Annotated in this window: 19 protein-coding genes and 1 tRNA gene; 10 read left to right on the forward strand and 10 right to left on the reverse strand. The window is 64.3% G+C overall.

Features of this window, described 5'->3' with window-relative positions:
• Positions 1 to 15 precede the first annotated feature (15 nt).
• From GA566_RS06405 to GA566_RS06445, 9 genes are all read right to left on the reverse strand, one after another.
• The gene (locus GA566_RS06405; protein WP_137924414.1) at positions 16 to 600 is read right to left on the reverse strand and encodes an NUDIX hydrolase; all 585 of its coding nucleotides are present in this window, start codon (positions 598 to 600) and stop codon (positions 16 to 18) included.
• A 93-nt stretch (positions 601 to 693) separates the two neighbouring features.
• Positions 694 to 1,110, reverse strand: a complete 417-nt coding sequence (locus tag GA566_RS06410) for a hypothetical protein (protein ID WP_137924415.1) — start codon at positions 1,108 to 1,110, stop codon at positions 694 to 696.
• Positions 1,111 to 1,371: 261 nt separating this feature from the next.
• Positions 1,372 to 1,448: transfer RNA gene (locus GA566_RS06415), tRNA-Met, on the reverse strand.
• Between the two features lie 130 nt (positions 1,449 to 1,578).
• Complete coding sequence (locus GA566_RS06420) at positions 1,579 to 2,343, reverse strand: RES family NAD+ phosphorylase (protein ID WP_370459272.1); 765 nt, start codon at positions 2,341 to 2,343, stop codon at positions 1,579 to 1,581.
• Positions 2,303 to 2,692: an MbcA/ParS/Xre antitoxin family protein gene (locus GA566_RS06425; RefSeq protein WP_137924416.1), complete on the reverse strand. Its 390-nt coding sequence runs from the start codon at positions 2,690 to 2,692 to the stop codon at positions 2,303 to 2,305. Before GA566_RS06425 ends, GA566_RS06420 begins: the two co-directional genes overlap by 41 nt.
• 89 nt (positions 2,693 to 2,781) lie before the next feature.
• Positions 2,782 to 4,017 carry a benzoyl-CoA 2,3-epoxidase subunit BoxA gene (boxA, locus tag GA566_RS06430; protein WP_160472104.1) on the reverse strand — a complete coding sequence of 412 codons (1,236 nt, stop codon included), beginning with the start codon at positions 4,015 to 4,017 and terminating at the stop codon, positions 2,782 to 2,784.
• Positions 4,018 to 4,051: 34 nt separating this feature from the next.
• A complete protein-coding gene (boxB, locus tag GA566_RS06435; RefSeq protein WP_137924418.1) occupies positions 4,052 to 5,476 on the reverse strand; it encodes a benzoyl-CoA 2,3-epoxidase subunit BoxB in 1,425 nt (474 codons plus the stop codon).
• A 40-nt stretch (positions 5,477 to 5,516) separates the two neighbouring features.
• Positions 5,517 to 7,199, reverse strand: coding sequence for a 2,3-epoxybenzoyl-CoA dihydrolase (gene boxC / locus GA566_RS06440; protein ID WP_160472106.1), 1,683 nt, complete (start codon positions 7,197 to 7,199; stop codon positions 5,517 to 5,519).
• Between the two features lie 118 nt (positions 7,200 to 7,317).
• On the reverse strand, positions 7,318 to 8,268 hold the full coding sequence (locus tag GA566_RS06445) for a helix-turn-helix transcriptional regulator (protein WP_160472108.1): 951 nt from the start codon (positions 8,266 to 8,268) through the stop codon (positions 7,318 to 7,320).
• A 244-nt stretch (positions 8,269 to 8,512) separates the two neighbouring features.
• Between GA566_RS06445 and GA566_RS06450 the strand changes: the two genes are divergently transcribed.
• The 8 genes from GA566_RS06450 to GA566_RS06485 all read left to right on the forward strand — a co-directional run bounded on the left by GA566_RS06450 (position 8,513) and on the right by GA566_RS06485 (position 18,180).
• Entirely contained in the window at positions 8,513 to 10,120 is a 1,608-nt protein-coding gene (locus GA566_RS06450; protein ID WP_160472109.1) for a benzoate-CoA ligase family protein, read from the forward strand.
• A 41-nt stretch (positions 10,121 to 10,161) separates the two neighbouring features.
• On the forward strand, positions 10,162 to 10,977 hold the full coding sequence (locus tag GA566_RS06455; protein ID WP_137924422.1) for an alpha/beta fold hydrolase: 816 nt from the start codon (positions 10,162 to 10,164) through the stop codon (positions 10,975 to 10,977).
• 88 nt (positions 10,978 to 11,065) lie between these two features.
• Complete coding sequence (locus GA566_RS06460) at positions 11,066 to 12,286, forward strand: ABC transporter substrate-binding protein (RefSeq protein ID WP_160472111.1); 1,221 nt, start codon at positions 11,066 to 11,068, stop codon at positions 12,284 to 12,286.
• 56 nt (positions 12,287 to 12,342) lie between these two features.
• The gene (locus GA566_RS06465) at positions 12,343 to 13,209 is read left to right on the forward strand and encodes a branched-chain amino acid ABC transporter permease (protein WP_137924424.1); all 867 of its coding nucleotides are present in this window, start codon (positions 12,343 to 12,345) and stop codon (positions 13,207 to 13,209) included.
• 159 nt (positions 13,210 to 13,368) lie between these two features.
• Positions 13,369 to 14,433, forward strand: a complete 1,065-nt coding sequence (locus GA566_RS06470; RefSeq protein ID WP_137924425.1) for a branched-chain amino acid ABC transporter permease — start codon at positions 13,369 to 13,371, stop codon at positions 14,431 to 14,433.
• Positions 14,430 to 15,209, forward strand: coding sequence for an ABC transporter ATP-binding protein (locus GA566_RS06475; RefSeq protein WP_137924426.1), 780 nt, complete (start codon positions 14,430 to 14,432; stop codon positions 15,207 to 15,209). Before GA566_RS06470 ends, GA566_RS06475 begins: the two co-directional genes overlap by 4 nt.
• Entirely contained in the window at positions 15,206 to 15,922 is a 717-nt protein-coding gene (locus GA566_RS06480; protein ID WP_137924427.1) for an ABC transporter ATP-binding protein, read from the forward strand. Before GA566_RS06475 ends, GA566_RS06480 begins: the two co-directional genes overlap by 4 nt.
• 356 nt (positions 15,923 to 16,278) lie before the next feature.
• Positions 16,279 to 18,180, forward strand: coding sequence for a potassium transporter Kup (locus tag GA566_RS06485; RefSeq protein ID WP_137924428.1), 1,902 nt, complete (start codon positions 16,279 to 16,281; stop codon positions 18,178 to 18,180).
• 101 nt (positions 18,181 to 18,281) lie between these two features.
• On the opposite strand, the gene GA566_RS06490 is transcribed toward GA566_RS06485, so the two are convergent.
• The gene (locus GA566_RS06490) at positions 18,282 to 20,645 is read right to left on the reverse strand and encodes a Tex family protein (protein WP_137924487.1); all 2,364 of its coding nucleotides are present in this window, start codon (positions 20,643 to 20,645) and stop codon (positions 18,282 to 18,284) included.
• Between the two features lie 177 nt (positions 20,646 to 20,822).
• Here GA566_RS06490 and GA566_RS06495 point away from each other — a divergent pair, with 177 nt between their 5' ends.
• Positions 20,823 to 21,596 carry a hypothetical protein gene (locus GA566_RS06495; protein ID WP_137924429.1) on the forward strand — a complete coding sequence of 258 codons (774 nt, stop codon included), beginning with the start codon at positions 20,823 to 20,825 and terminating at the stop codon, positions 21,594 to 21,596.
• Between the two features lie 54 nt (positions 21,597 to 21,650).
• Complete coding sequence (locus GA566_RS06500) at positions 21,651 to 21,854, forward strand: DUF465 domain-containing protein (protein WP_137924430.1); 204 nt, start codon at positions 21,651 to 21,653, stop codon at positions 21,852 to 21,854.
• Positions 21,855 to 21,862 lie beyond the last annotated feature (8 nt).

Raw genomic sequence — 21,862 nt, forward strand, 5'->3', positions numbered from 1 at the left:
AGCGCCTGGCAGCCGTCAGGGTGCGACCGTGGCGGGACTGGTCAGCGGACGCATCGGCTTGTCGATGTCCATCGTGTGCAGTCGGAAATCGCCTGCCGCAATCCTGCCCGACGCACGATCGGCGAAGAAGCTGCGCAGCGTGTGAATGACGGTGGGAAAGGCCAGTTCGTCCCATGGCACCTCGGACTCGTCGACGAGCTTGACCTCGAGGCTTTCCTCGCCGGGGGCTATATCGAGGTCCTGCAATTGTGCGAGGTAGAACAGATGCACCTGATGGACGTGCGGCACGTTGAGCATCGAGAACAGTTCGCCTACCTGCACGCGGGCACCGGCTTCCTCCAGTGTCTCGCGTGCTGCCGCTTGCGCCGTGGTCTCACCGATTTCCATGAAACCGGCAGGTAGTGTCCAGAACCCATAGCGCGGCTCGATGGCACGCTTGCAGATCAGGATCTTGTCTTCCCAGACAGGGATCGTGCCAACGACGTTGCGCGGATTCACATAGTGGATGGTGCCGCAGCCGTCGCAAACGCTGCGCGGACGATTGTCACCTTGAGGCACGCGCAGGACCACCGCATGACCACAGTTCGAGCAGAATTTCATGGAGGAGCGTCCGGGAAGAATGGCGCCAAGTGTAACACCGCGCCGCCCGGTCGCTCCTGTGGCGCCATGAGTGAAAAACCCTGTGAAACGCAGTTAGCGTCCGCTACCCGGCGCGGTTGTGCCGGTGCCCGGCATCGTGCCCGGAGTCGTGGCCGGGGTCGTGCCAACGGCCGGTGGCGTAGTCCCCGGTGCGGTTCGCGGATGCATGCCACCCGGATCGGTGGTGGTGCGGCCAGTCGTGTTGTTGCGGCGGGTGCTATCTGTGTTGCGGCCCGAGTCGTACGTGGACCCAGTGGCCGTCCCATCCGAGCGCGGGGACGCGCCGGTTGCATTGCCGGGTTTGGTGGCTGTGGGGCCGGGGTTGGTACTGGTGCCCGGCGCACCGCCGCTCACACCAGTGCCTGCACTCCCACCACCGGAGCCGCCACCACCAGAACCCTGTGCCAAAACTGCGCCGCTAGCGAGCAACGCTGAGGCTGCCAATACTGCCATGGTCTTTTGCATCTTCATCTCGGACTCCTTGGAATTCGTTGCGAAGGAGCTAGAGGGTCTGCAATTCCCGTTCCGGCCGGGCTTATCGCCCGAATCACCATGAGTTGTGATGCGCGCGCCATGTCGATTGAAGAATGCGCGGGACACGGATGAAGAATTTGCGGGGAGGTTGTGCAGAGGGAGGGGGCGGGGGCGCTGCAGCGAAATGCAAAGCAGAAACCCAAACAAAAAACCCGCCAAGGAAGGCGGGTTTGTTTGATTTCGACAGGTTGCGATGCTTGGTTGCGGGGGCAGGATTTGAACCTGCGACCTTCGGGTTATGAGCCCGACGAGCTGCCAGACTGCTCCACCCCGCGTCCGTCGAAGAGGTGATTATAGGTGACCTGTTGGCGCATTGCAACAGAAACTTTGCCGATCCCTTTATCACGCTCGACCGGGCGCTTCACGGCGTCCGTAAAGCATTGGAGTGCGGATGCTCGGCGTCGTTCAAGCGGTGGGCGGTATTTCGCTTGTGCGGTGCCGCAGGGTCTGCCAATAAGAACTTTCGAACTCGAAGCTGTCGCGCTGCTGCAGGTCGTCGCGCTGCCAGATCACGCGGTCGCGGCGGACCGTCAGCATCCATGTGGTGGTGGCCAGCGGTTGGGGTGGGTCGAATGCCTTGGGCGTCAGCACCGCGCCGCAGATGCCAGGCTCGGGATCGCGCACGGCTGTGTAGAGGATCAGGCCGATGCGGGCATCCCGAGCCGATTGGGCCAGTGCCTGGCACGCGGAGTAATCGTTCGGGGCCAACCAGCTTTCCGACGCCTGGTCGAAAGGAGGGGCGGTCAACGCAATGCCGTCCGTGCGCACACCTACCTGGAACAGCGTCTGCGCACGAGCGTCGATGCGAGGCAGGTCGGGGCAGTCCATCAGGAAGCTCCAGCGCCAGTAGCCCAGTTCCGCGCAAGCCGTGCGGACGGTCTGGGCGCCATAGAACACGCCGGGGTCCGGGCCGCCGCGAAAGCGCGATCCCCACGCCGTGGGTGGATAACGGAACGGGGTGAACATCAGGTAGTGCAGGTGACGGGCGTCGGGAGGGATCGCCGGTTTGCCGGCGTCGAGCACGGCTTCGAGGACAGCCTGTTCTTCCAGTGTGTCGACGAGGGGCATGGTCGAGACCACATGCTGGGCTTCCACAGCCCGCCACAGTGTGAGCGCGAATGGCTTGCGCTCAGATGCGACCACGGGTGGCGTCCAGGTAGTGAACGACACGGACGAGACCTTCGGTGGTACGGATCAGTTCGAGCGGCTTGCCGCCGAGGGCGAGGTTGTCATGGGTGAGCCAGAGACGGGCTTGTTCATCATGGCCCAGGATGGCGTCGAGCGAGCGAAACAGGCGCACAAACAGGACGCCGAATTCCCATTCCTTGCGATGCGTATCGAGTACATAGCCGCCTGAGGCCATGCGAGACACCGATGCGGTGCTGATGCCCAGCACGCTGGCCACGATGGCCTGGCTGATGCCCAGGAAGCCGGCCGCCCGCATGACGGCCTTGGTCAGCGTCACGCCAGGGTCGGGGCTGCCGCCGGGTTCGGTCTCCGGAATCTGCCTCGATTGCATCGCTCTGCTCCTGTTTCTTGAGAAACATTATAGGTAGCAGGTTTCAGAAGGGAAGGTGGATTTCCGGGCGAGGGCGCTAGGGGCAACCCTTAATAGGTTTCGATGTGAAGGCGTCCCTCGGCGCGCAGGGCCGTCTCGATCTCGGACCACGCGTGCCCCGCACTCGCACAGACATCGGCGAATGCCCGCAACACGCCTTCCTCCATGCCTTTGAGCCCGCAGATATAAATGTAGCCATGCGGGTCGGCCAGCAGGGCGGCCACGCTGGCCGACGCCTCGCGGATGGCGTCCTGCACGTAGCGGCGTGGGACGTCGGCGTCGCGCGAGAACGCGAAGTGGATATCGAGGAAGTCCTTCGGCAGCTTCAGCAATGGGCCGAAGTACGGCAGCTCCCGGCGATTTCGCGCGCCGAAGAACAGCAGCCGCCGGCCGGCGAAATGCTCCATGTTGCGACGCATGCGCTCGGTCATCGCGCGCATCGGTGCAGAACCCGTGCCGGTGCAGATCATCATGATGCTGGCCTCGCGATGGTTCGGCATCAGGAACGTGCTGCCGAACGGCCCGACCACCTGCACCGTGTCGCCTTTGTTCAGGTCGCAAAGGAAGCTCGACGCCACGCCTCGCACCGGATTGCCATCGTGATCGACATCCACGCGTTTCACGGTCAGGGCGAGGTTGTTGTAGCCGGGGCGCTCGCCATCGCGCGGGCTGGCGACCGAATACATGCGGATGTAGTGCGGCTTGCCGGACGCATCCACACCAGGCGGCACGATGCCGATGGCTTGGCCCTCGAGGATCGGAAAGAACTGGTTGCCGAAGTCGAGCACGATGTGATGGATGTCGCTCGATGCATCGGCCTCGGTCAGCCGGTAGTTGCCTGCCACCGTCGCGGTGGCAGGCGTGCGCAGGCCGTGGAGATTGACATAGGGGTGCGCGGCCGACCACGGCGCGCGGGCCGAGGTGTGGCGGCTGGTTTCCACCTGTTGCACGGGCGCGTCCGTTGCACCGGGCGCATCGGGTACGGCATCGATAGCGATGTCGTCAGCGGATACCGCGATTGGCACCTCCGCCGGCAGCTCATCCCACAGCAACTGCGCGTCGATGGGATAGGCATCGGTCTTATGCACCGTGCGCCAGTTATCAATGGCGCCCGTGGGGCAGGGCGAGAGGCAGGCACCGCACGCATTGCAGACATCGGCCTTGACCACGTAGTTGCGGTCGTCGTGCGTGATGGCGTCGATCGGGCAGGTGTCTTCGCACGTGTTGCAGCGAATGCAGATTTCCGGATCGATCAGGTGTTGCTTGATGAGGTCGGCGGCGCCCATGGTGAGTCGAAGTTCGTGTCGGGTTGGGTCGGAGTCAGTTGAAGCGCACGTATTCGAAATCCACGGGTTGCCGGTTGATACCGATGGCCGGCGGTGCGATCCAGTTGGCAAACTTGCCCGGGGCTACCACGCGGCCCATCAGTGACGCCACGAAGCGGCGGTCTGCTTCCGTGGCCAGCCACTTGTCTTCGTTCGCGTTCCATTCGGCCTCGCTGATGACCTCGCCAGCGGGCGACACGTGCAGGTTGGCCAGCGTACCGATCTTGCGGTTGAATGCCTTGTGCGGCACGGTCAGGCGGAAGTCGATGCCGGCTTTCTCGATCACCTTGTTCCAGCGCGCCACGCCGCCCATCGAATCCTTGATGTAGTCGTCGCGCAGCACCTCGTTCAGCGCGTTCAGCATCGGCACCTCGCGTTCGCCGAGCCGGCCATCCTTGACTTCGAGAATGCGGTAGACATCGCTCTTGAGCACGTGGTCGTCGGCGCGCTTGCCTTCCTCGAAGCGGCCCTTGAGGCCGGCACTATAGAAGGTGGCCGCGTTCGACGACTGGTCAGCGCCGAACAGGTCGATGGTCACGCTGTAGTGGAAGTTCAGGTAGCGCTGAATGGTTTCCAGATCGATCACGCCAGCCGCGCGCACATCGGCGGGATCGCGGATATCGCGCTCGCGCATCACCTCGCAGGTGCGCTGGATCACGCGTGACACCCCGGACTCGCCCACGAACATGTGATGCGCTTCCTCTGTCAGCATGAAGCGGGTGGTGCGGGCCAGCGGATCGAAACCCGATTCGGCCAGCGCGCAGAGCTGGAACTTGCCGTCGCGGTCCGTGAAATACGTGAACATGAAGAAGGCCAGCCAGTCCGGCGTGCGCTCGTTGAAGGCCCCCAGGATGCGCGGATTGTCCTCGTCGCCGGATCGTCGGCCCAGCAGCGCTTCGGCTTCCTCGCGGCCATCGCGGCCGAAGTGCCGGTGCAGCAGGTAGACCATCGCCCAGAGGTGGCGGCCTTCCTCCACGTTCACCTGGAACAGGTTGCGCAAGTCGTACAGCGATGGCGCTGTCAGGCCCAGGTGACGCTGCTGCTCCACCGAGGCCGGCTCGGTGTCGCCCTGCGTGACGATGATGCGGCGCAGGTTGGCACGATGTTCGCCGGGTACTTCCTGCCAGGCCGCTTCGCCCTTGTGCTCGCCAAAGTGGATGCGGCGCTCGGCATCGGCCGGTTGGAGGAAGATGCCCCAGCGATAGTCGGGCATCTTCACGTGATCGAAATGCGCCCAGCCGGAAGGATCGACCGATACGGCCGTGCGCAGGTAGACATCGTAGCCGTGGGAGCCATCGGGACCCATGTCCTGCCACCAGTCGAGGAACGCCGGCTGCCAGTGTTCCAGCGCGCGTTGCAGCGTGCGGTCCCCGGCCAGATTGACGTTGTTCGGAATCTTCTGGCTGTAGTCGATGTTCATGGGGTCTCCTCTTATATGAATGGGTTTGGCAGGGGAGGGGTCAGACCCGGTCCCAGTCGAAGCGCGGCTTGTTGCCCGTGCCGAAAACCTTGAGCGCGCCCTGTTCGCCCACGGCATTGGGGCGATTGAAAATCCAGTTCTGCCACGCGGTCAGGCGGCCGAAGATACGGGTTTCCATCGTCTCCTTGCCGCCAAAGCGGAGGTTGGCTTCCAGCCCGGTCAATGCATCGGGCGAGAGGCTTGCGCGTTCTTCGAGCGCGATGCGAATTTCATCGTCCCAGTCGATGTCGTCGAGCGCTGCCGTGACGAGTCCCAATTGCTCGGCTTGATCGGCGTCGAGTGGTTGTCCCACCGCTTCGCGCACAGCGGCGATGTCGGATGCATCCTCGTAGAAGCGCGCTGCGAGCCGCGTGAGGCCATTCGGCATCGGATATCGGCTGAAGTTTGCCGAGTGAACATGAAGGCGGGGCGCTGCCTCCGGGCTATCGGGCAACTGCAGCATGTAGGTGCGGTCCGCCACAAGCGCGAGTTCCAGCAACGTTCCGGCAAAGCACGAACCCGGTTCGACAAGCGCGAAAAGGCTGCGCGAGGACACATCGAGCCGCGCCAGCGTACGGCGCAACATGCCGGTGGTCTCCCGCACGAACCAGTGGCTGGCGTTGGCATCCATCAGCGCATCGGCGGCCAGTACTTGCGCGGCATCGCCCTCGGTCTTCAGAATCCACATGCCGATGTCGAGATGGTTCGTGCGCAGTGTGAGGATGGCGTCGTCGAGTTCGCGCGCCATCTTGAGCGGCCACCACTGGGCGCCAGCGGCGAGCAGGCCGGGCAGATCGGTCGGTTGGTCCGATGCAGGTGCCGCAACCGTGATGGTGGCGCGGCGCGTGTCGGGATCGACATCGACGTGTACGGTGTCATAGCGATAGCCGTTGTCCTCGACCTTGCGTGCGAGCGGCGTCAACGTGATGCCAGCAGCGTCCGAGGGCCGATCGCTCTGGGCAGCCAGTGCCTGCGCACGTTCGCGCACGTGCTCGGCAAATCGCGCTGGCTTGACCACCTCGTCCACCAGCCGCCAGTCGCGAGCCCGCTGGCCGCGCACGCCCTCGGTGGTCAGGCAAAAGATGTCGGCGTGGTCGCGGCGGACGCGGCGCTTGTCCGTCACGCGGGTGAGACCGCCGGTGCCGGGCAGTACGGCGAGCAGGGGAACCTCGGGCAGGCTGACGGCTGACGAGCGGTCGTCCACGAGCACGATCTCGTCGCAGGCCAGCGCCAACTCATAGCCGCCACCAGCCGTGGTGCCGTTGCAGGCGGCGATGAACTTCAGGCCGGAGTGGCGGCTCGCGTCCTCGATGCCATTGCGTGTTTCGTTGGTGAACTTGCAGAAGTTCACCTTCCACGCGTGGCTGGATTTCCCAAGCATGAAGATATTGGCGCCCGAGCAGAAGATGCGGTCACGGGCGCTAGTAATGACCACAGTGCGGACTTCCGGATGCTCGAAGCGGATGCGTTGCAGCGCGTCGTGCAGTTCGATGTCCACTCCCAGATCGTAGGAGTTGAGTTTCAGCGTGTAGCCGGGACGCAGCCCACCTTCCTCATCAACGCCCATCGCCAGCGTGGCGACCGGGCCGTCAAACGCGAGCTTCCAGTGGCGGTAGTGCGCAGGATCGCGCTCGAACGTGACAGGCGGGGGCGCGGGTTCGGCGGGATTGGGGGCCGTCGGCATGGGGATGTCTCCTTCGGTGCACTATAGTGCCGTATCGTTTGGCATGAAATATAGTGCACTGTCAGGCGCGTTGCAAGGCCGCCGGAACCCTACCTTTTTGGGCCCGGGTCGAGGGGCGTCAATGCGGCGCCGGGACCAGCATGGTCTGCAGCGCCTTGAGGGAAGTGGAAGCGTCCTGACCGCTGGTATCGAGCGATACGTCGGCACGCGAGTAGAGCGGCGTGCGGGCCTGCAGGATGCGGCGCAGATCGGCCATGGCTTCGCGGTTGCCTTCCATGGGGCGCATGTCGCCCTGGGCCACCACACGCGCCATGTGTTCCTCGGGCGAGGTCCGTACCCAAACCGTGAAGCACCGGGCCAGCAGCAGGTTAAATGTGGCCGGTTCTGAGACAAGGCTGCCTGGCGCGGCCAGCACCATGGAGTCGTGCTCGCGCAGCACGCGATCCAGTGCGCGACTTTCATAGCGACGATAGGCGGCCTGGCCGTATAGCGAGTGGATTTCAGACAGGCTGGCGCCGGCTTCCCGCTCGATGACTGCATTGAGTTCGACAAACGGCATCCCCTCGGCGGCGGCCAGTGCGCGCCCCAGCGTGGACTTTCCGGCGCCACGCAGTCCAATCAGCGCGATGCGTCGATGCCGTGCATCGCGCGATTCCGCAGGGGCAAGCGCGTGGCGGGCGGCGTCGCGAACGCGCGCCAGATCGCCGGCTGGCAGTTGGGCGAGCCATTGCACCAGTTGGGAGAACTCGGCGGCGCGATGGCCGGACTGGCCCGCACCATCGATATGGCCATCCACCTCTGCCAGTACCACGGGCAAGGGTACGTCGAGTGCGCTGGCCACCTGGCGCAGCAGTAGCACCGACGCATTGCCGGTGCCGGTCTCCAGATTGGCGAGATAACGTTCCGAGACATCGGCGCCGCGCGCCAAGTCCTTGCGCGACATGCCCCGCGCCGCGCGTAGCGAGCGGATGCGCTCGCCCAGGTGCGTGAGATAGGGGTCGCGCTCGCCCGTGGCGCGAGGTTCGGCGCTGGTGCCTGGCGTCAGGAGCGATTCGGGATCTCGGCGCATGCTGGGTTCGGTCAGAAAAATATGTGAGACGTTTCGGTAATGCGGTGAAGCGGGGCGCGCGCATTATACGGCGGCTACCCGCGGTTATATAGTGCATACCCTCGCTTGCATAATAGTCGATATGAAATAAAATGCATCGCATAACCTCCGGCGGACGCGCTGACCGGACAAGAAGACAAACTGCTGACAGCCACACGGGCCGCATTTGGACTTTCGATGACCCGGTTGGCCAGAGGAGTGAGACATGCCCCCAACTTCCAGTGCCGCCGAGGCGACCCCGGTGACGGCGCTTCCTGCGCGCTACAACGCCGCCGACGACTTGCTCTCGCGCAATCTTCGCGCCGGCCGTGGCGGCAAGCCCGCATATATCGATGATGCGGGCGCGCTCACCTATGCCGAACTCGATGCGCGCAGCCGGCGTTTTGCGGGGGCGCTGCGTCAGGCAGGTTTTCGTCGTGAGGAGCGCGTGCTGTTATGCGCGCTCGACACCATCGATTTTCCCACCGCATTTCTTGGCTGCCTGCTGGCTGGCGTGGTGCCGGTGGCAGTCAACACACTGCTTACCGTCGACGATTACGCGTACATGCTGGAGCACAGCGGCGCGCGCGCCGTGGTGGTGTCCGCTCCCCTGCTGCCCATGATGCGCAACGCCATGGACAAGGCAGCGCTGTCGCCAGAGATCATCGCGGCCGCTCCCCACACCGACCCGGGCGAGGGATTGCCGACCGTGGGGAACTTGGCGGACACCGCCGCGCCTCTCGAACATGCCGTGGCGACGGGCCCGGACGATATCGCGTTCTGGCTCTACTCGTCGGGCTCCACAGGGCGGCCGAAAGGCACAGTGCATACCCACGGCAACCTCTTTCATACCGCCGATCTCTACGCACGCCAGGTGCTCGGCATTCGCGAGGACGACGTGGTGTTCTCGGCGGCCAAGCTGTTCTTTGCCTACGGACTGGGCAATGCACTGACCTTTCCGATGTCGGTGGGCGCCACGACGGTGCTGATGGCCGAGCGGCCCACGCCGCAAGCGGTATTCCAGCGGCTGACCGCGCATCGTCCCTCGGTGTTCTGCGGGGTGCCGACCTTGTTCGCCGGCATGCTTGCCAGCGCAGACCTGCCCGAGCGGGCCAGCGTAGCGCTGCGCGTCTGCACATCGGCCGGCGAGGCGCTGCCGCGCGACATTGGTGACCGCTTTCTGGCGCATTTCGGCTGCGACATCCTCGATGGCATCGGCTCCACGGAGATGCTGCACATCTTCCTGTCGAACCGTCCGGGCGAGGTACGCTACGGCACCACGGGCAAGCCTGTGCCCGGCTACGAGCTGAAGTTGCTCGACGAACAGGGGCAGCCCTGCGCAGCGGGTGAGATCGGCGATCTCTATATCAAGGGGCCATCGGCGGCGCTGATGTACTGGTGCAATCGTGACAAGAGCCGCGATACGTTCCAGGGCGCCTGGACGCGCAGCGGAGACAAGTATGTCTGCGATGCGGATGGCTATTACACGTACGCGGGCCGCAGCGACGACATGCTCAAGGTGGGCGGCATCTACGTATCGCCGTTCGAGGTAGAGGCGGCGCTGGCCCAGCATCCGGCCGTGCTGGAAGCCGCCGTGATTGGCGTGACCGATGCCGATGAACTGGTCAAGCCAAAGGCATTCGTGGTACTGCGCCCCGGACAGCAATGGCACGACGGCATGGCGGGCGAGTTGCAGGCGTTCGTCAAGACGAAGCTGGCGCCGTACAAGTATCCGCGCCAGATCGAATGCGTGGCCGAGTTGCCGAAGACGGCCACTGGCAAGATCCAACGGTTCCGCCTGCGCCAGCGCGAGGACGCAGCACGGGTGGCGTGAGGCGCGGCGTGAAGTGAAGGGCAGCGAGGCAGGGTGATGACATGAGCAGTGAAGCGGTGCGCATTCCGTTTGACGGGCGGCAGATCGAGATTGAATACCAGTGGCTGCGGCCCGAGCGCGCGCGGCGTCCGCTGGTGGTGTTTCTGCATGAGGGGCTGGGCTCCGTGGCCATGTGGCGCGACTTCCCGCACAAGCTGTGCGAGGCTGGGGATTTTCGTGGACTGGTGTTCTCGCGGTATGGCTATGGCGGTTCCACGCCCCGGCCACACGACGAAAAGTGGGGCGTCGACTTCATGCATCGCCAGGCGCGCGAGGCATTGCCCGCACTGTTCGAGGCGCTCGACATCGGCCCGGGGCGTCGCCATGGCAAGCCCTGGCTGCTTGGTCACAGTGATGGCGGGTCTATCGCGCTGATCCACGCGGCCAGCTTCCCCGATGCAGTGGACGGCATCACGGTGCTGGCGCCGCATATCGAGGTGGAGGATCTGTCCGTGCGCAGCATTGCCGCCACACGCCACACCTACCTGACCACCGACCTGCGCGCGCGGCTGGCACGCCACCACAACGATGTGGACTCGGCGTTCTGGGGCTGGAACGATATCTGGCTCGATCCGGCGTTCCGTCGCTTCGACCTGCGTCCGCTGCTCGACGGTATTCGTTGCCCGGTGCTGGCCGTGCAGGGCGAGGACGACGAGTACGGCACGATGGCGCAGATCGAGGGTATCCATCAATTTGCCCCGCAAACCGTGCTGCTTAAACTCGCGCGCTGTGGGCACTCGCCGCACCGCGACCAGACCGGTGCATTGACGGCGGCCACCGTGGCGTTTATAAACACACATACTTCAATCCTAAAATAATTGGCGCCGCCGGCTTCTCGGTTCCCGGGTTTCAACGCTCCGGGCTGCAAGGCGTGCCTCGGGCTTCAGACCACCAGGAGGAGATTTCATGCATCGCAATGCATCGCGCAGGCCGCCCCGCGTTCGTCGTTTGTCCCTTTGGCTCGGCACCGCGGCGCTGCTCGCGGCCGGTACGGGCGCCGTCGCCCAGACCGCTGCGCCGGCTGCACCCGCATCGGGCGCCAAGATCAAGGTGGGTTTCATGCTGCCCTACACGGGCACCTACGCGGCGCTCGGCACGGCCATCGAGAACGGTTTCCGGATGTATGTGCAGCAGCAGGGCGGCAAGCTCGGCGGGCGCGATGTGGAGTACTTCAAGGTCGACGATGAATCGGACCCGGCCAAAGCCCCGGAAAACGCCACCAAGCTGATCAAGCGCGATCAGGTCGATGTGGTGGTGGGCACGGTGCATTCCGGCGTGCAGATGGGCATCGTCAAGGTCGCCAAGGAAAACAACACGCTGCTGATCATTCCCAATGCCGGTGCAGACGAGGCCACTGGCCCGTTGTGCGGCCCGAACATCTTCCGCTCGTCGTTCTCGAACTGGCAGCCCGGCTACGCAATGGGCCACGTGGTGGCCGAGCGTGGCATGAAGAAGGTGGTCACGCTGACGTGGAAGTACGCGGCGGGCGAGCAGTCGGTCAAGGGCTTCAAGGAGGCGTTCGAAGCCAAGGGCGGCAAGGTCGTCAAGGAACTGAGCGTACCGTTCCCGAACGTCGAGTTCCAGGCGCTGATTACCGAGGTGGCATCGCTGAAGCCTGACGCCGTGTTCGTATTCTTCGCTGGCGGTGGCGCAGTCAAGTTCGTCAAAGACTGGCAGGCTGCGGGCCTCAAGGACAAGATTCCGCTGTACGGCTCGGGCTTCCTGACCGACGGCACGCTGGAGGCGCAGGGCGCGGCGGCACAGGGGCTGGAGACCACGCTGCATTACGCCGATGGCCTGACCAATCCGCGCGACAAGGCCTTCCGCCTGGACTACGCCAAGCAATACAAGCTGCAGCCCGATGTCTACGCGGTGCAGGGCTTCGACGCCGCGCAGTTGCTGGCGGCTGGCGCCAACGCGGTGAAGGGGGACATGACGCGCAAGCCCGAAGTCATCAAGGCCATGGAAGCGGCCAAGGTGGATAGCCCGCGCGGTGCGTTCACGTTGTCGAAGGCGCATAACCCGGTGCAGGACTTCTACTTGCGCAAGGTAGATGGTCGCGAGAACAAGGTCAGCACCGTGGCGGTGAAGGCGCTGGCCGATCCGGCGCGCGGCTGCCGCCTGTGATCGTTCCTGCTTTGTCTTTCGTGACTTTGGTGACTTTGGTGCAACGGTAAGCCCGCATGGACCTCGTTTCGTTTCTGATTCAATGCCTGAACAGCGTGCAGTACGGTTTGCTGCTGTTCCTGGTGGCCAGCGGGCTGACCCTGATCTTCGGCATCATGGGCGTGATCAACCTCGCCCATGGCAGCTTCTACATGCTGGGCGCCTACCTGGCATTCACGCTGGCCAGCCTGACCGGCAACCTGTTCATTGCGTTGCCGCTCGGCATCGTGCTGGCGGTGGCATTCGGCTACGTGCTTGAATGGGCCTTCTTCAGCTACCTGTACCACCGCGACCACCTGCAGCAGGTGCTGATGACCTATGGCCTGATCCTGGTCTTCGAGGAGTTGCGAAGCATCCTGGTGGGCGACGATGTGCACGGCGTGTCCGTGCCAGAGCTGCTGGCCGGGTCGCTGCCCATCGGCAACGACATGACGTATCCGGTCTACCGGCTCTTCATCTCGGCGGTCTGCCTGCTGGTGGCCGGTGCCATGTACTACGTGATTCGCCGCACCCGCGTGGGGATGATGATCCGCGCCGGCGCCTCGAACCGCGAGATGGTGCAGTCGCTCGGCGTCAATGTGAATGTGCTGTATCGCTTCGTGTTCGCCCTGGGTGTGGCGCTGGCCGTACTGGCGGGGATGATTGCGGCGCCTGTGTCGTCGGTCTATCCGGGCATGGGCGGGCAGGTGCTGATCATCTGCTTCGTGGTAGTGGTCATCGGCGGCATCGGCTCGGTCAAGGGCGCGCTCGTGGCATCGCTGCTGATCGGCTTCGTCGATACCTTCGGCAAGGTCTTCTGGCAGGACGCCGCAGGGGTGCTGGTGTACCTGCTGATGGCGGTGATTCTGATCTGGAAACCCCAGGGGTTGTTCAAGGCGGGGTAGAACGAAGGATGACCGATTGTTTGCTCCCCTCTCCCGCTACGCGGGAGAGGGGGGTAGGCGGTGCAAATTGCAATTCGTCTGGAACGAGGCGCTGGCCCTCTCCCCCGACCCCTCTCCCGCCAGGCGGGAGAGGGGAGCGCGTAACCGAGCTGGATTCAAATGCAAACCAACACCGAAACCCCGCCGCCGCTCGAAGTCCGCCGTCCCGCATGGCTGGCTGCCGCTGGCTGGGTCATCGCGCTAGCGTTACTCTGCGCCGCGCCGCTGCTGCTGACTGCGGATAGCCACAAGTACTACGTCGAGCTGCTCAGCAAGGTGATGATCATGGCGATCTTCGCGTTGTCGCTGCAACTACTGATCGGATACACAGGGCTGGTCAGCCTGGGTCATGCGGCGTACTTTGCGATGGCCGCCTATGCCACGGCCATGCTCGCGCCCCAGGGCGGGGCAGGCAACGGCTGGCTGCTGCTGCTCGGGGCGGTGGGCGCGTCGGGACTGCTGGCCCTCGTGGTGGGTGCGCTGGTGCTGCGCACGCGGGGCATCTATTTCATCATGGTCACGCTGGCCTTCGCGCAGATGGTGTATTTCGTGTTCCACGACACCAAGATCGCGGGCGGCAGCGACGGCACCTATATCTACTTCCGCCCGGAGTTCGGGCTGTTCTCCGAGCAGCCGATGACCGTCAACGAGCCCGTGCAGTTCTACTGGCTCGTGCTGGCGGCGCTGGTGCTGACAGTTGCCGTGCTCGCGCTGCTGCTGCGGTCGCGGTTCGGCCATGCACTGGTTGGCATTCGTCACAACGAGCAGCGCATGCGCGCAGCGGGATACGCCACGTATCGCTACCAGCTCGGCGCCTTCGTGGCGGGCGGGATGCTGGCGGGGGTGGCGGGCTTTCTCTACGCCATCCAGTTCGGTTTCGTGAATCCGGAGATCGCCTCGTGGCACCAGTCGGGCAATGCGATGCTGATGGTGATCCTGGGCGGCGTGGGCAGCCTGGCCGGCGCGGTGCTGGGCGCGTTCTCGTTCGTGCTGCTGGCCGAATGGTTCGGCGCGCTGACCAAACACTGGCAACTGCTGATGGGCGGTTTCATCATCGCCGCCGTAGCGTTGCTGCCACGCGGACTGGTCAGCGTGCCCACTGTGCTGCGCCATCGCTCGCCGCGTCGCCAACGCCAGCAGGGCGAAGCGCCGGAATCCGCTGCACGCAGCCGGGAGGCCGTATGAACACGGATTCGAATACGAATCGCGCCGCACCAGTGATGCAGGCGCATGCGGTGACGCGCCGCTTCGGTGGCCTGACGGCGGTGAACCAGGTGGATCTGTCGCTTCACCTGCACGAGATCCACGCGGTGATCGGCACCAATGGCGCGGGCAAGTCGACGCTGATCAACCTGATGTCGGGAGAACTGCCGCCCAGCGAAGGCCGCCTCGACCTGCAGGGACAGGATGTCACCGGCTGGCCGCAGCCGAAGCTGGCCCGGCAAGGGGTGGGGCGCAGCTACCAGCGCAACAACATCTTCCTGCCGCTGACCGTGCGCGAGAACTGCAGGCTCGCTGCGCAATCTCGCGCGCAGCGGGCATGGCGGATCTGGGAGCCGGCGCAGGGTTGCCGTACCAGCCGCAGCCTGGCCGACGATGCGCTGGAGCGCGCCGGGCTGGTGCAGCACGCCGATCGCGTGGCCAGCGAACTCGCCCACGGGCAGAAGCGTCAACTCGAAGTGGCGATGTGCCTGGCGACGGAGCCCGTGGCGTTGCTGCTCGACGAGCCGCTGGCCGGCATGGGTGCCGAGGAATCGGCCCGCATGCTCGATCTCCTGCGCGGCCTGCGCGACGGGCACGCGATCCTGCTGGTCGAACACGATATGGAAGCCGTGTTCGCGGTAGCGGACCGCATCACGGTGATGGTCAACGGCAGCGTGATCGCATCGGGAGATCCGGCTTCGATCCGCGCCAATCGCGAGGTGCAACTGGCTTATCTCGGCGAGGAAGAATCGGTATGAGCGCCGCAGACATCATCGACATTGCTGGCGTCAACGCCTGGTATGGCTCCAGCCACGTGCTGCGCGGCGTCGACTTCCGCGTTGGGGCTGGCGAGACCGTGGGCCTGCTGGGTCGTAACGGGATGGGCAAAAGCACACTGCTGCGCACCATCCTCGGCCACGTCCGCGAGCGCGAGGGCGCGATCCGGGTGGCCGGACGCGATATGTCGCGTGCCCGGCCCCATGAGGTAGCTCGGCTCGGCGTGGCCTATGTGCCGGAAGGGCGCGGAATTTTTCCGAACCTGAGCGTGCGCGAGAACCTGCTGATGGCGGCGCGACCGGGCTGCAACGGGCGCCGCGACTGGGACGAGTCGCGCGTGCTCGACCTGTTCCCCCGGCTCAAGGAGCGCCTCTCGCACGGCGGGCAGCAGCTATCCGGCGGCGAACAGCAGATGTTGTCGATTGGTCGCGCGCTGATGACGAACCCGGATTGCCTGATCCTCGACGAGGCCACCGAGGGCCTGGCACCGAAGATCGTCCACGAGATCTGGAACGTGATTGCCACGGTGCGTGCCACCGGGATTGCATCGATCGTTGTGGATCGCAACTATCGGGCCGTCCTGGCCCATGCCGAGCGCGTGGTGGTGCTGGAGAAAGGGCTCGTCGCCATGGCGGGCCCAGCCGCCGAGTTGGCCGCTGCGCCCGCTGCGCTGGATCGATACCTTGGCGTCTGACATCGCGAAGACGGGCGTTTGAAACCATCACATTACTAAAAGTGGAGCTTGATCCATGTCTGTCGTGCTCTCGCAACGGCGGCACGGTGTGATGTCCCACGGTTCGAGCGCGTGCCGAGCTTGACCCGGCGAGCCTTCTTTCCCATCCTTGATCGATCGTGCGGCTGTGCTGGGAATTACAACAGTGGTCGTCCTACGGCACTTCCTCTAGAATGCGCGCGTTTGTGCAACGCAATAGAAACTGAGAAGGCCAACACGCCCCATCGGGGACCGGAACCGCTTGCGAGAGAGAAACTGTGCCCGTCAAGTCACTTTGGCGTGCGGAGGCCGCGAGCCGGTCCACCTGACCCAAATCCATGACCACCCAGTCCACAACCAGTCACTACTTCGTCGAAAGTCCGAGCACGCGTGCCCTGATGATCGGCGCGATCGGCGTCGTCTTCGGCGACATCGGCACTAGCCCGCTCTACGCCCTCAAGGAATGCTTCAGCAAGGACCACGGCATTCCGTTCAGTCCCGAAGCCGTGCTCGGCATCATCTCGCTGCTGTTCTGGGCAATGATCGTCGTGGTGTCCATCAAGTACGTGCTGTTCGTGATGCGTGCCGACAACAACGGCGAAGGCGGGGTGTTGGCGCTGATGGCGCTGGCGCTGCGCACGGCGGCCCCCCGTTCGCGTATGGCCAAGATCATCATGATGTCGGCCATCTTCGGCGCCTGCATGTTCTATGGCGACGCGGTCATCACGCCGGCTATCTCGGTGCTGTCGGCCGTGGAGGGCCTGGAGATCGCCGCACCGGGGCTGTCGCACTTCGTGATCCCGATCACCCTGTCCATCCTGTGCGTGCTGTTCTTCATCCAGCGCCACGGCACGGCCGCCGTGGGCAAGTTCTTTGGCCCGATCATGGTGGCGTGGTTCCTGGCGCTTGGTGCGCTGGGTGTGTACAACCTGATGCAATCGCCCGAGATCCTCAAGGCGATCAACCCGTGGTACGGGATTTCGTTCCTCCTGGATCATTCGCTGCAGGCGTTCATCGTGCTGGGCAGCGTGTTCCTGGTGCTGACCGGGGCCGAGGCGCTCTATATCGACATGGGCCACTTCGGTGCCCGGCCGATCCGTTACGGCTGGTTCGTGATGGTGATGCCGTGCCTGATGCTGAACTATTTCGGCCAGGGCGCCATGCTGCTGGGCAACCCCGCGGCCATCGCCAATCCGTTTTTCCTGATGGTGCCTGACCTGCTGCAACTGCCGATGGTGCTGCTGGCCACGGCGGCCACCGTCATCGCGTCGCAGGCAGTGATTTCCGGCGCGTTCTCGCTGACGAGCCAGGCCATCCAGCTTGGATTCCTGCCTCGCATGCGTATCCAGTACACGTCGGCGGCGGAGATCGGCCAGATCTATCTGCCGGTGATCAACTGGGCGCTGCTGGTGCTGGTGATCTGCGTGGTGCTGTCGTTCAAGAAGTCCGAGAATCTGGCTGCGGCATACGGCATTGCCGTGACCACGACGATGCTGATTACCACGTTCCTGGCCGTCATCGTGATGCGCCGGTTCTGGAAGTGGAACCGCGTGCTGGTGGTGGCACTCGGCGCAGTATTCCTGATCGTCGACCTGTCGTTCTTCTCGGCCAACCTGCTCAAGGTGGCAGAGGGCGGCTGGTTCCCACTGCTGATGGGCTCCACGGCGTTCTTCCTGCTGATGACCTGGCACAACGGCCGCAAGCTGCTGCGCGCCCGCAGCCTCGAGGATGGCATTCCGCTCGAACCGTTCATCGCCGGCCTGCTGGCCCACCCGCCGCATCGGGTGGAGGGCACCGCCGTGTTCCTGACGGGCAATACCGAATCGGTGCCGGTGTCGCTGCTGCACAACCTGAAGCACAATCGCGTGCTGCATGAGCGCGTGGTGTTCCTGTGCTTCGTAACGCGCGACATTCCCTATGTCGACGATGACCAGCGCCTGAGCTGCAAGGATCTCGGCGGCGGCGTGTTCATCCTGAATTCCGAATATGGCTTCAAGGAAACCCCCGACGTGCAACGCGTGCTGGACCTTGCGCAGCGCAAGCTCAACATGCAGTTCGAACTGATGGAGACCTCGTTCTTCATCGCCCGGGAATCGGTGATCCCATCCAAGCTGCCGGGTATGTCGATGTGGCGCGAGAGCCTGTTCGCCTGGATGCATCAGAACGGCGCCAAGCCCTCGGACTTCTTCTCGATCCCGACCAACCGGGTGGTGGAGTTGGGGACGAAGGTGGAAATTTAAGGAACAAAAAACCCCGCAGTTGCGGGGTTTTTTGTTTTTGAATCTTGTTCCCCTCTCCCGCTTGCCGGAGAGGGGGCAAACCAAGCGGAAGTTGAAAACGCTTACCGCTTCAACTTCGCAAACGCAGCCGCCATCGCACCTTGCGTTTCCGGTTGACGCTGACCGCCGCCAGCATTGCGATTGCCACCGCCGCTACGCTGGCCGCGATCATTGCCGCGATCGCCACCACCGCCAACGCGCGCAGCCGTCTGGCCCGGTTCGTCGTCCAGGCGCATGGTCAGGCCGATCCGGTTGCGCTTGACGTCCACTTCCATCACCTTGACCTTGACGATCTGGCCGGCCTTGACCACTTCATGCGCATCTTTGACGAACTTCGTCGACAGCGCCGAGATGTGGACCAGCCCGTCCTGGTGTACGCCGATATCGACGAACGCGCCGAAGGCGGCCACGTTGGTGACCACGCCTTCCAGGATCATGCCCGGCTGCAGGTCCTTCACGTCTTCCACGCCTTCCTGGAACGTCGCGGTCTTGAACTCGGGGCGCGGGTCGCGGCCCGGCTTTTCGAGTTCCGTCAGGATGTCGCGCACGGTGGGCAGGCCGAACTTGTCATCGGCAAACTGCTGGGCGGATACGCCGCGCAGTGCCTCGCGGTTACCCATCACGTCGGACAAGCCCTTCTTGATGTGTTCCAGAATCTTCTGCACCACCGGATAGGCTTCCGGGTGAACCGACGAGCGGTCCAGCGGATTGTCGCCGGTGTTGATGCGCAGGAAGCCGGCGGCCTGCTCGAACGTCTTGTCGCCCAGGCGTGGCACGTTCTTCAGCGCATCGCGATTCGCGAAGGCGCCGTTGGCATCGCGGAAATCGACGATGTTGCGTGCCAGTACCGAGTTCAGGCCCGATACCCGCGCCAGCAGCGGCGCCGAGGCCGTATTCACGTCCACGCCCACCGCATTCACGCAATCTTCCACCACGGCGTCGAGCGCGCGGGCCAATTCGCGCTGGTTCACATCGTGCTGATACTGGCCCACGCCAATCGACTTCGGATCGATCTTGACCAGTTCCGCCAGCGGGTCCTGCAGGCGGCGGGCGATCGACACCGCGCCACGTAGCGACACGTCCAGTTCCGGGAACTCCTTGGCAGCCAGTTCCGATGCGGAGTACACCGAGGCACCAGCCTCGCTGACCACGATCTTGGTCAGCTTAAGATCGGGCAGGTTCTTCATCAGGTCCTGCACAAGCTTGTCGGTTTCGCGGCTGGCGGTGCCGTTGCCGATCGAGCACAGTGCCACGTTGTGCTGCTTGGCAAGGCGAGCCATCACAGCCAGCGAGCCATTCCAGTCGCGGCGCGGCTCGTGCGGATAGATCGTAGCTGTTTCCAGCAGCTTGCCAGTGTGATCGACCACGGCGATCTTGCAGCCGGTGCGGATGCCCGGATCGATACCCATCACAGACTTCGGACCCGCCGGTGCGGCCAGCAGCAGTTCGTGCAGGTTGCGACCGAAAACCTTGATGGCCTCGGCTTCAGCGGTCTCGCGCAGTTGCGTCAGCAGTTCGGTCTCGATGTGCGGCTGCACCTTCACGCGCCAGCACCAGCGGCACACATCGGCCAGCCACTTGTCCGCCGGACGGTTACGGTTCTCGATGCCGACATGGCGCGCGATCATGCCTTCGCACGGATGCGGCACCATCGCGTCCTGTTCCTCGCCCAGGCCGAGCTTGATCAGCAGCACGCCCGCATTGCGTCCGCGGAACAGGGCCAGTGCACGGTGCGACGGCACGGTGCGAATGGTCTCGCTGTACTGGTAGTAATCGCGGAACTTCTCTTCCTCGGCGGTTTCCTTGCCTTCCATGACGGACGAGGCCACTACGCCGTTGTTCCAGAGGTGCTCGCGCAGTTTGCCGAGCAATTCGGCGGTTTCGCCAAATTGTTCGGAGAGGATGTCGCGCGCGCCATCGAGCGCAGCCTTCACGTCGGGCACGCCACCATCGGCGGTCGGGTTGCCGTTGACGAACTTGGCGGCTTCGGCTTGCGGGTCGAGCGTGGGATCGGCCAGCAGCGCTTGCGCCAGTGGCTCCAGACCGCATTCGCGGGCGATCTGCGCACGCGTGCGGCGCTTGGGCTTGTAGGGGAGGTAGAGGTCTTCGAGCGTCTGCTTGGTCTCGGCAGCTTCGATGGCCGTGCGCAGTGCATCGGTCATCTTGCCCTGTTCCTCGATGGAGGCCAGGATCGTGGCGCGGCGGTCTTCCATATCGCGCAGGTAGAGCAGGCGCTCTTCGAGATTCCGCAGATGGGTGTCGTCCAGGTTTCCTGTGACTTCCTTGCGGTAGCGGGCGATAAAGGGGACCGTGGCGCCTTCGTCCAACAGGTCGATGGCAGCCGCCACCTGGCGGGGTTGCACGGATAGTTCGGCCGCGATCAGCGACACAATCTTTTGCAGGACGGCAGCAGGCAGCTTGGACATCGAGAAAACGGTCAGTCGAAAGCGGGGCATTGTGCCACAAGCGCAGGACCGTTCCGGTGACGGAGAGACACCTTTTACACCCGCAATTCGGCACGATGCGCGCGGCCATGGTCCCGGGCTCACTTCGTAACGCTTCGCGCGGGGGCCCGATGTGGCCCCGGATGCTAGAATCGCGCCATGATCGTCAAGCCCCAAGCGGCCGTCATGGCTCTCCCGCTTTCCCTTACTGTTTCCGCCTTCGCTCTGGCCGCACTGCTGGCCGTCGCGCCGCATGCTGCGCACGCGCAGGCGTCGGCCCCATCCGCGGCGGCTGCCAATCCGGCTATTCCGGCCGATCCGGGCACGCCGCGCGACTTCCAGGCCGAGCGCCGCGCCATCGACGATTCGCGCGCATGGGCCAAGTACCGTTTTGCGGTGGCCGAGCGCGAGTGCTACAGCAAGTTCCTGACCAACAACTGCATCGACAAGGCCAAGGATCAGCAGCGCGCGGAGTTGCAGGTGCTGCGCGCCAAGGATCTTGAGGTGGGCGATGCCGAGCGGGCCTTCCGGGCCGCCCAGCGCGACCGCAACCAGGCTATCCGCCGCGCCGAGTACGAAGCGGGCCAGCCGGGCCGCGCGGCCAACGAACAGGCCAGCCGCGACGCGTTCGACCGCAAGCAGCAGGAGCAGGCGGCGCGCGATGCGCAGGCCAATGCGCAGGCGCCTGAGCGCGCTGCCAACGCGGCGGCGTACCAGCAGAAGCAGGGCGAGCGCGACGCCCGCATCGAGGAAGCCCGTCAGAAGGGGGCCGAGCAGGCGCGTCAGCGACAAGAAAACGTCAAGGCCTACGAGCAGAAGCAGCAGGACGCGGTGCAGCGCCAGAAGGATCTGGATGAACGCCGGGCCAAGGCCGAGGAAAAGCAGAAGGAAGGGCAGGGCAGCGGGAAGAGTCCGAGTCCGTTCGGCTTCTGATTCGGCGCGCCCTTTGCGGTGGCATCCGCCGCCGCAGTGCAGCAGGAAGGCATCATGGATGAACATCTGAACACCCTGGAACGGCAGATCATTGAATTGCAGATCGAACACCGCGATCTCGATTTCCTGATCGACCGACTGTCATCCGATCCCGCGCATGACGAACTGCAGTTGCGTCGGCTCAAGAAGCGCCGGCTCAAGCTCAAGGACGCCATCACGCTGCTGCAACTGCACGTGGAACCGGACGTACCGGCCTGACCCCGGTA

The organism is Cupriavidus sp. SW-Y-13, assembly GCF_009793345.1.
In the GTDB taxonomy this organism is placed as follows: Bacteria; Pseudomonadota; Gammaproteobacteria; order Burkholderiales; family Burkholderiaceae; genus Cupriavidus.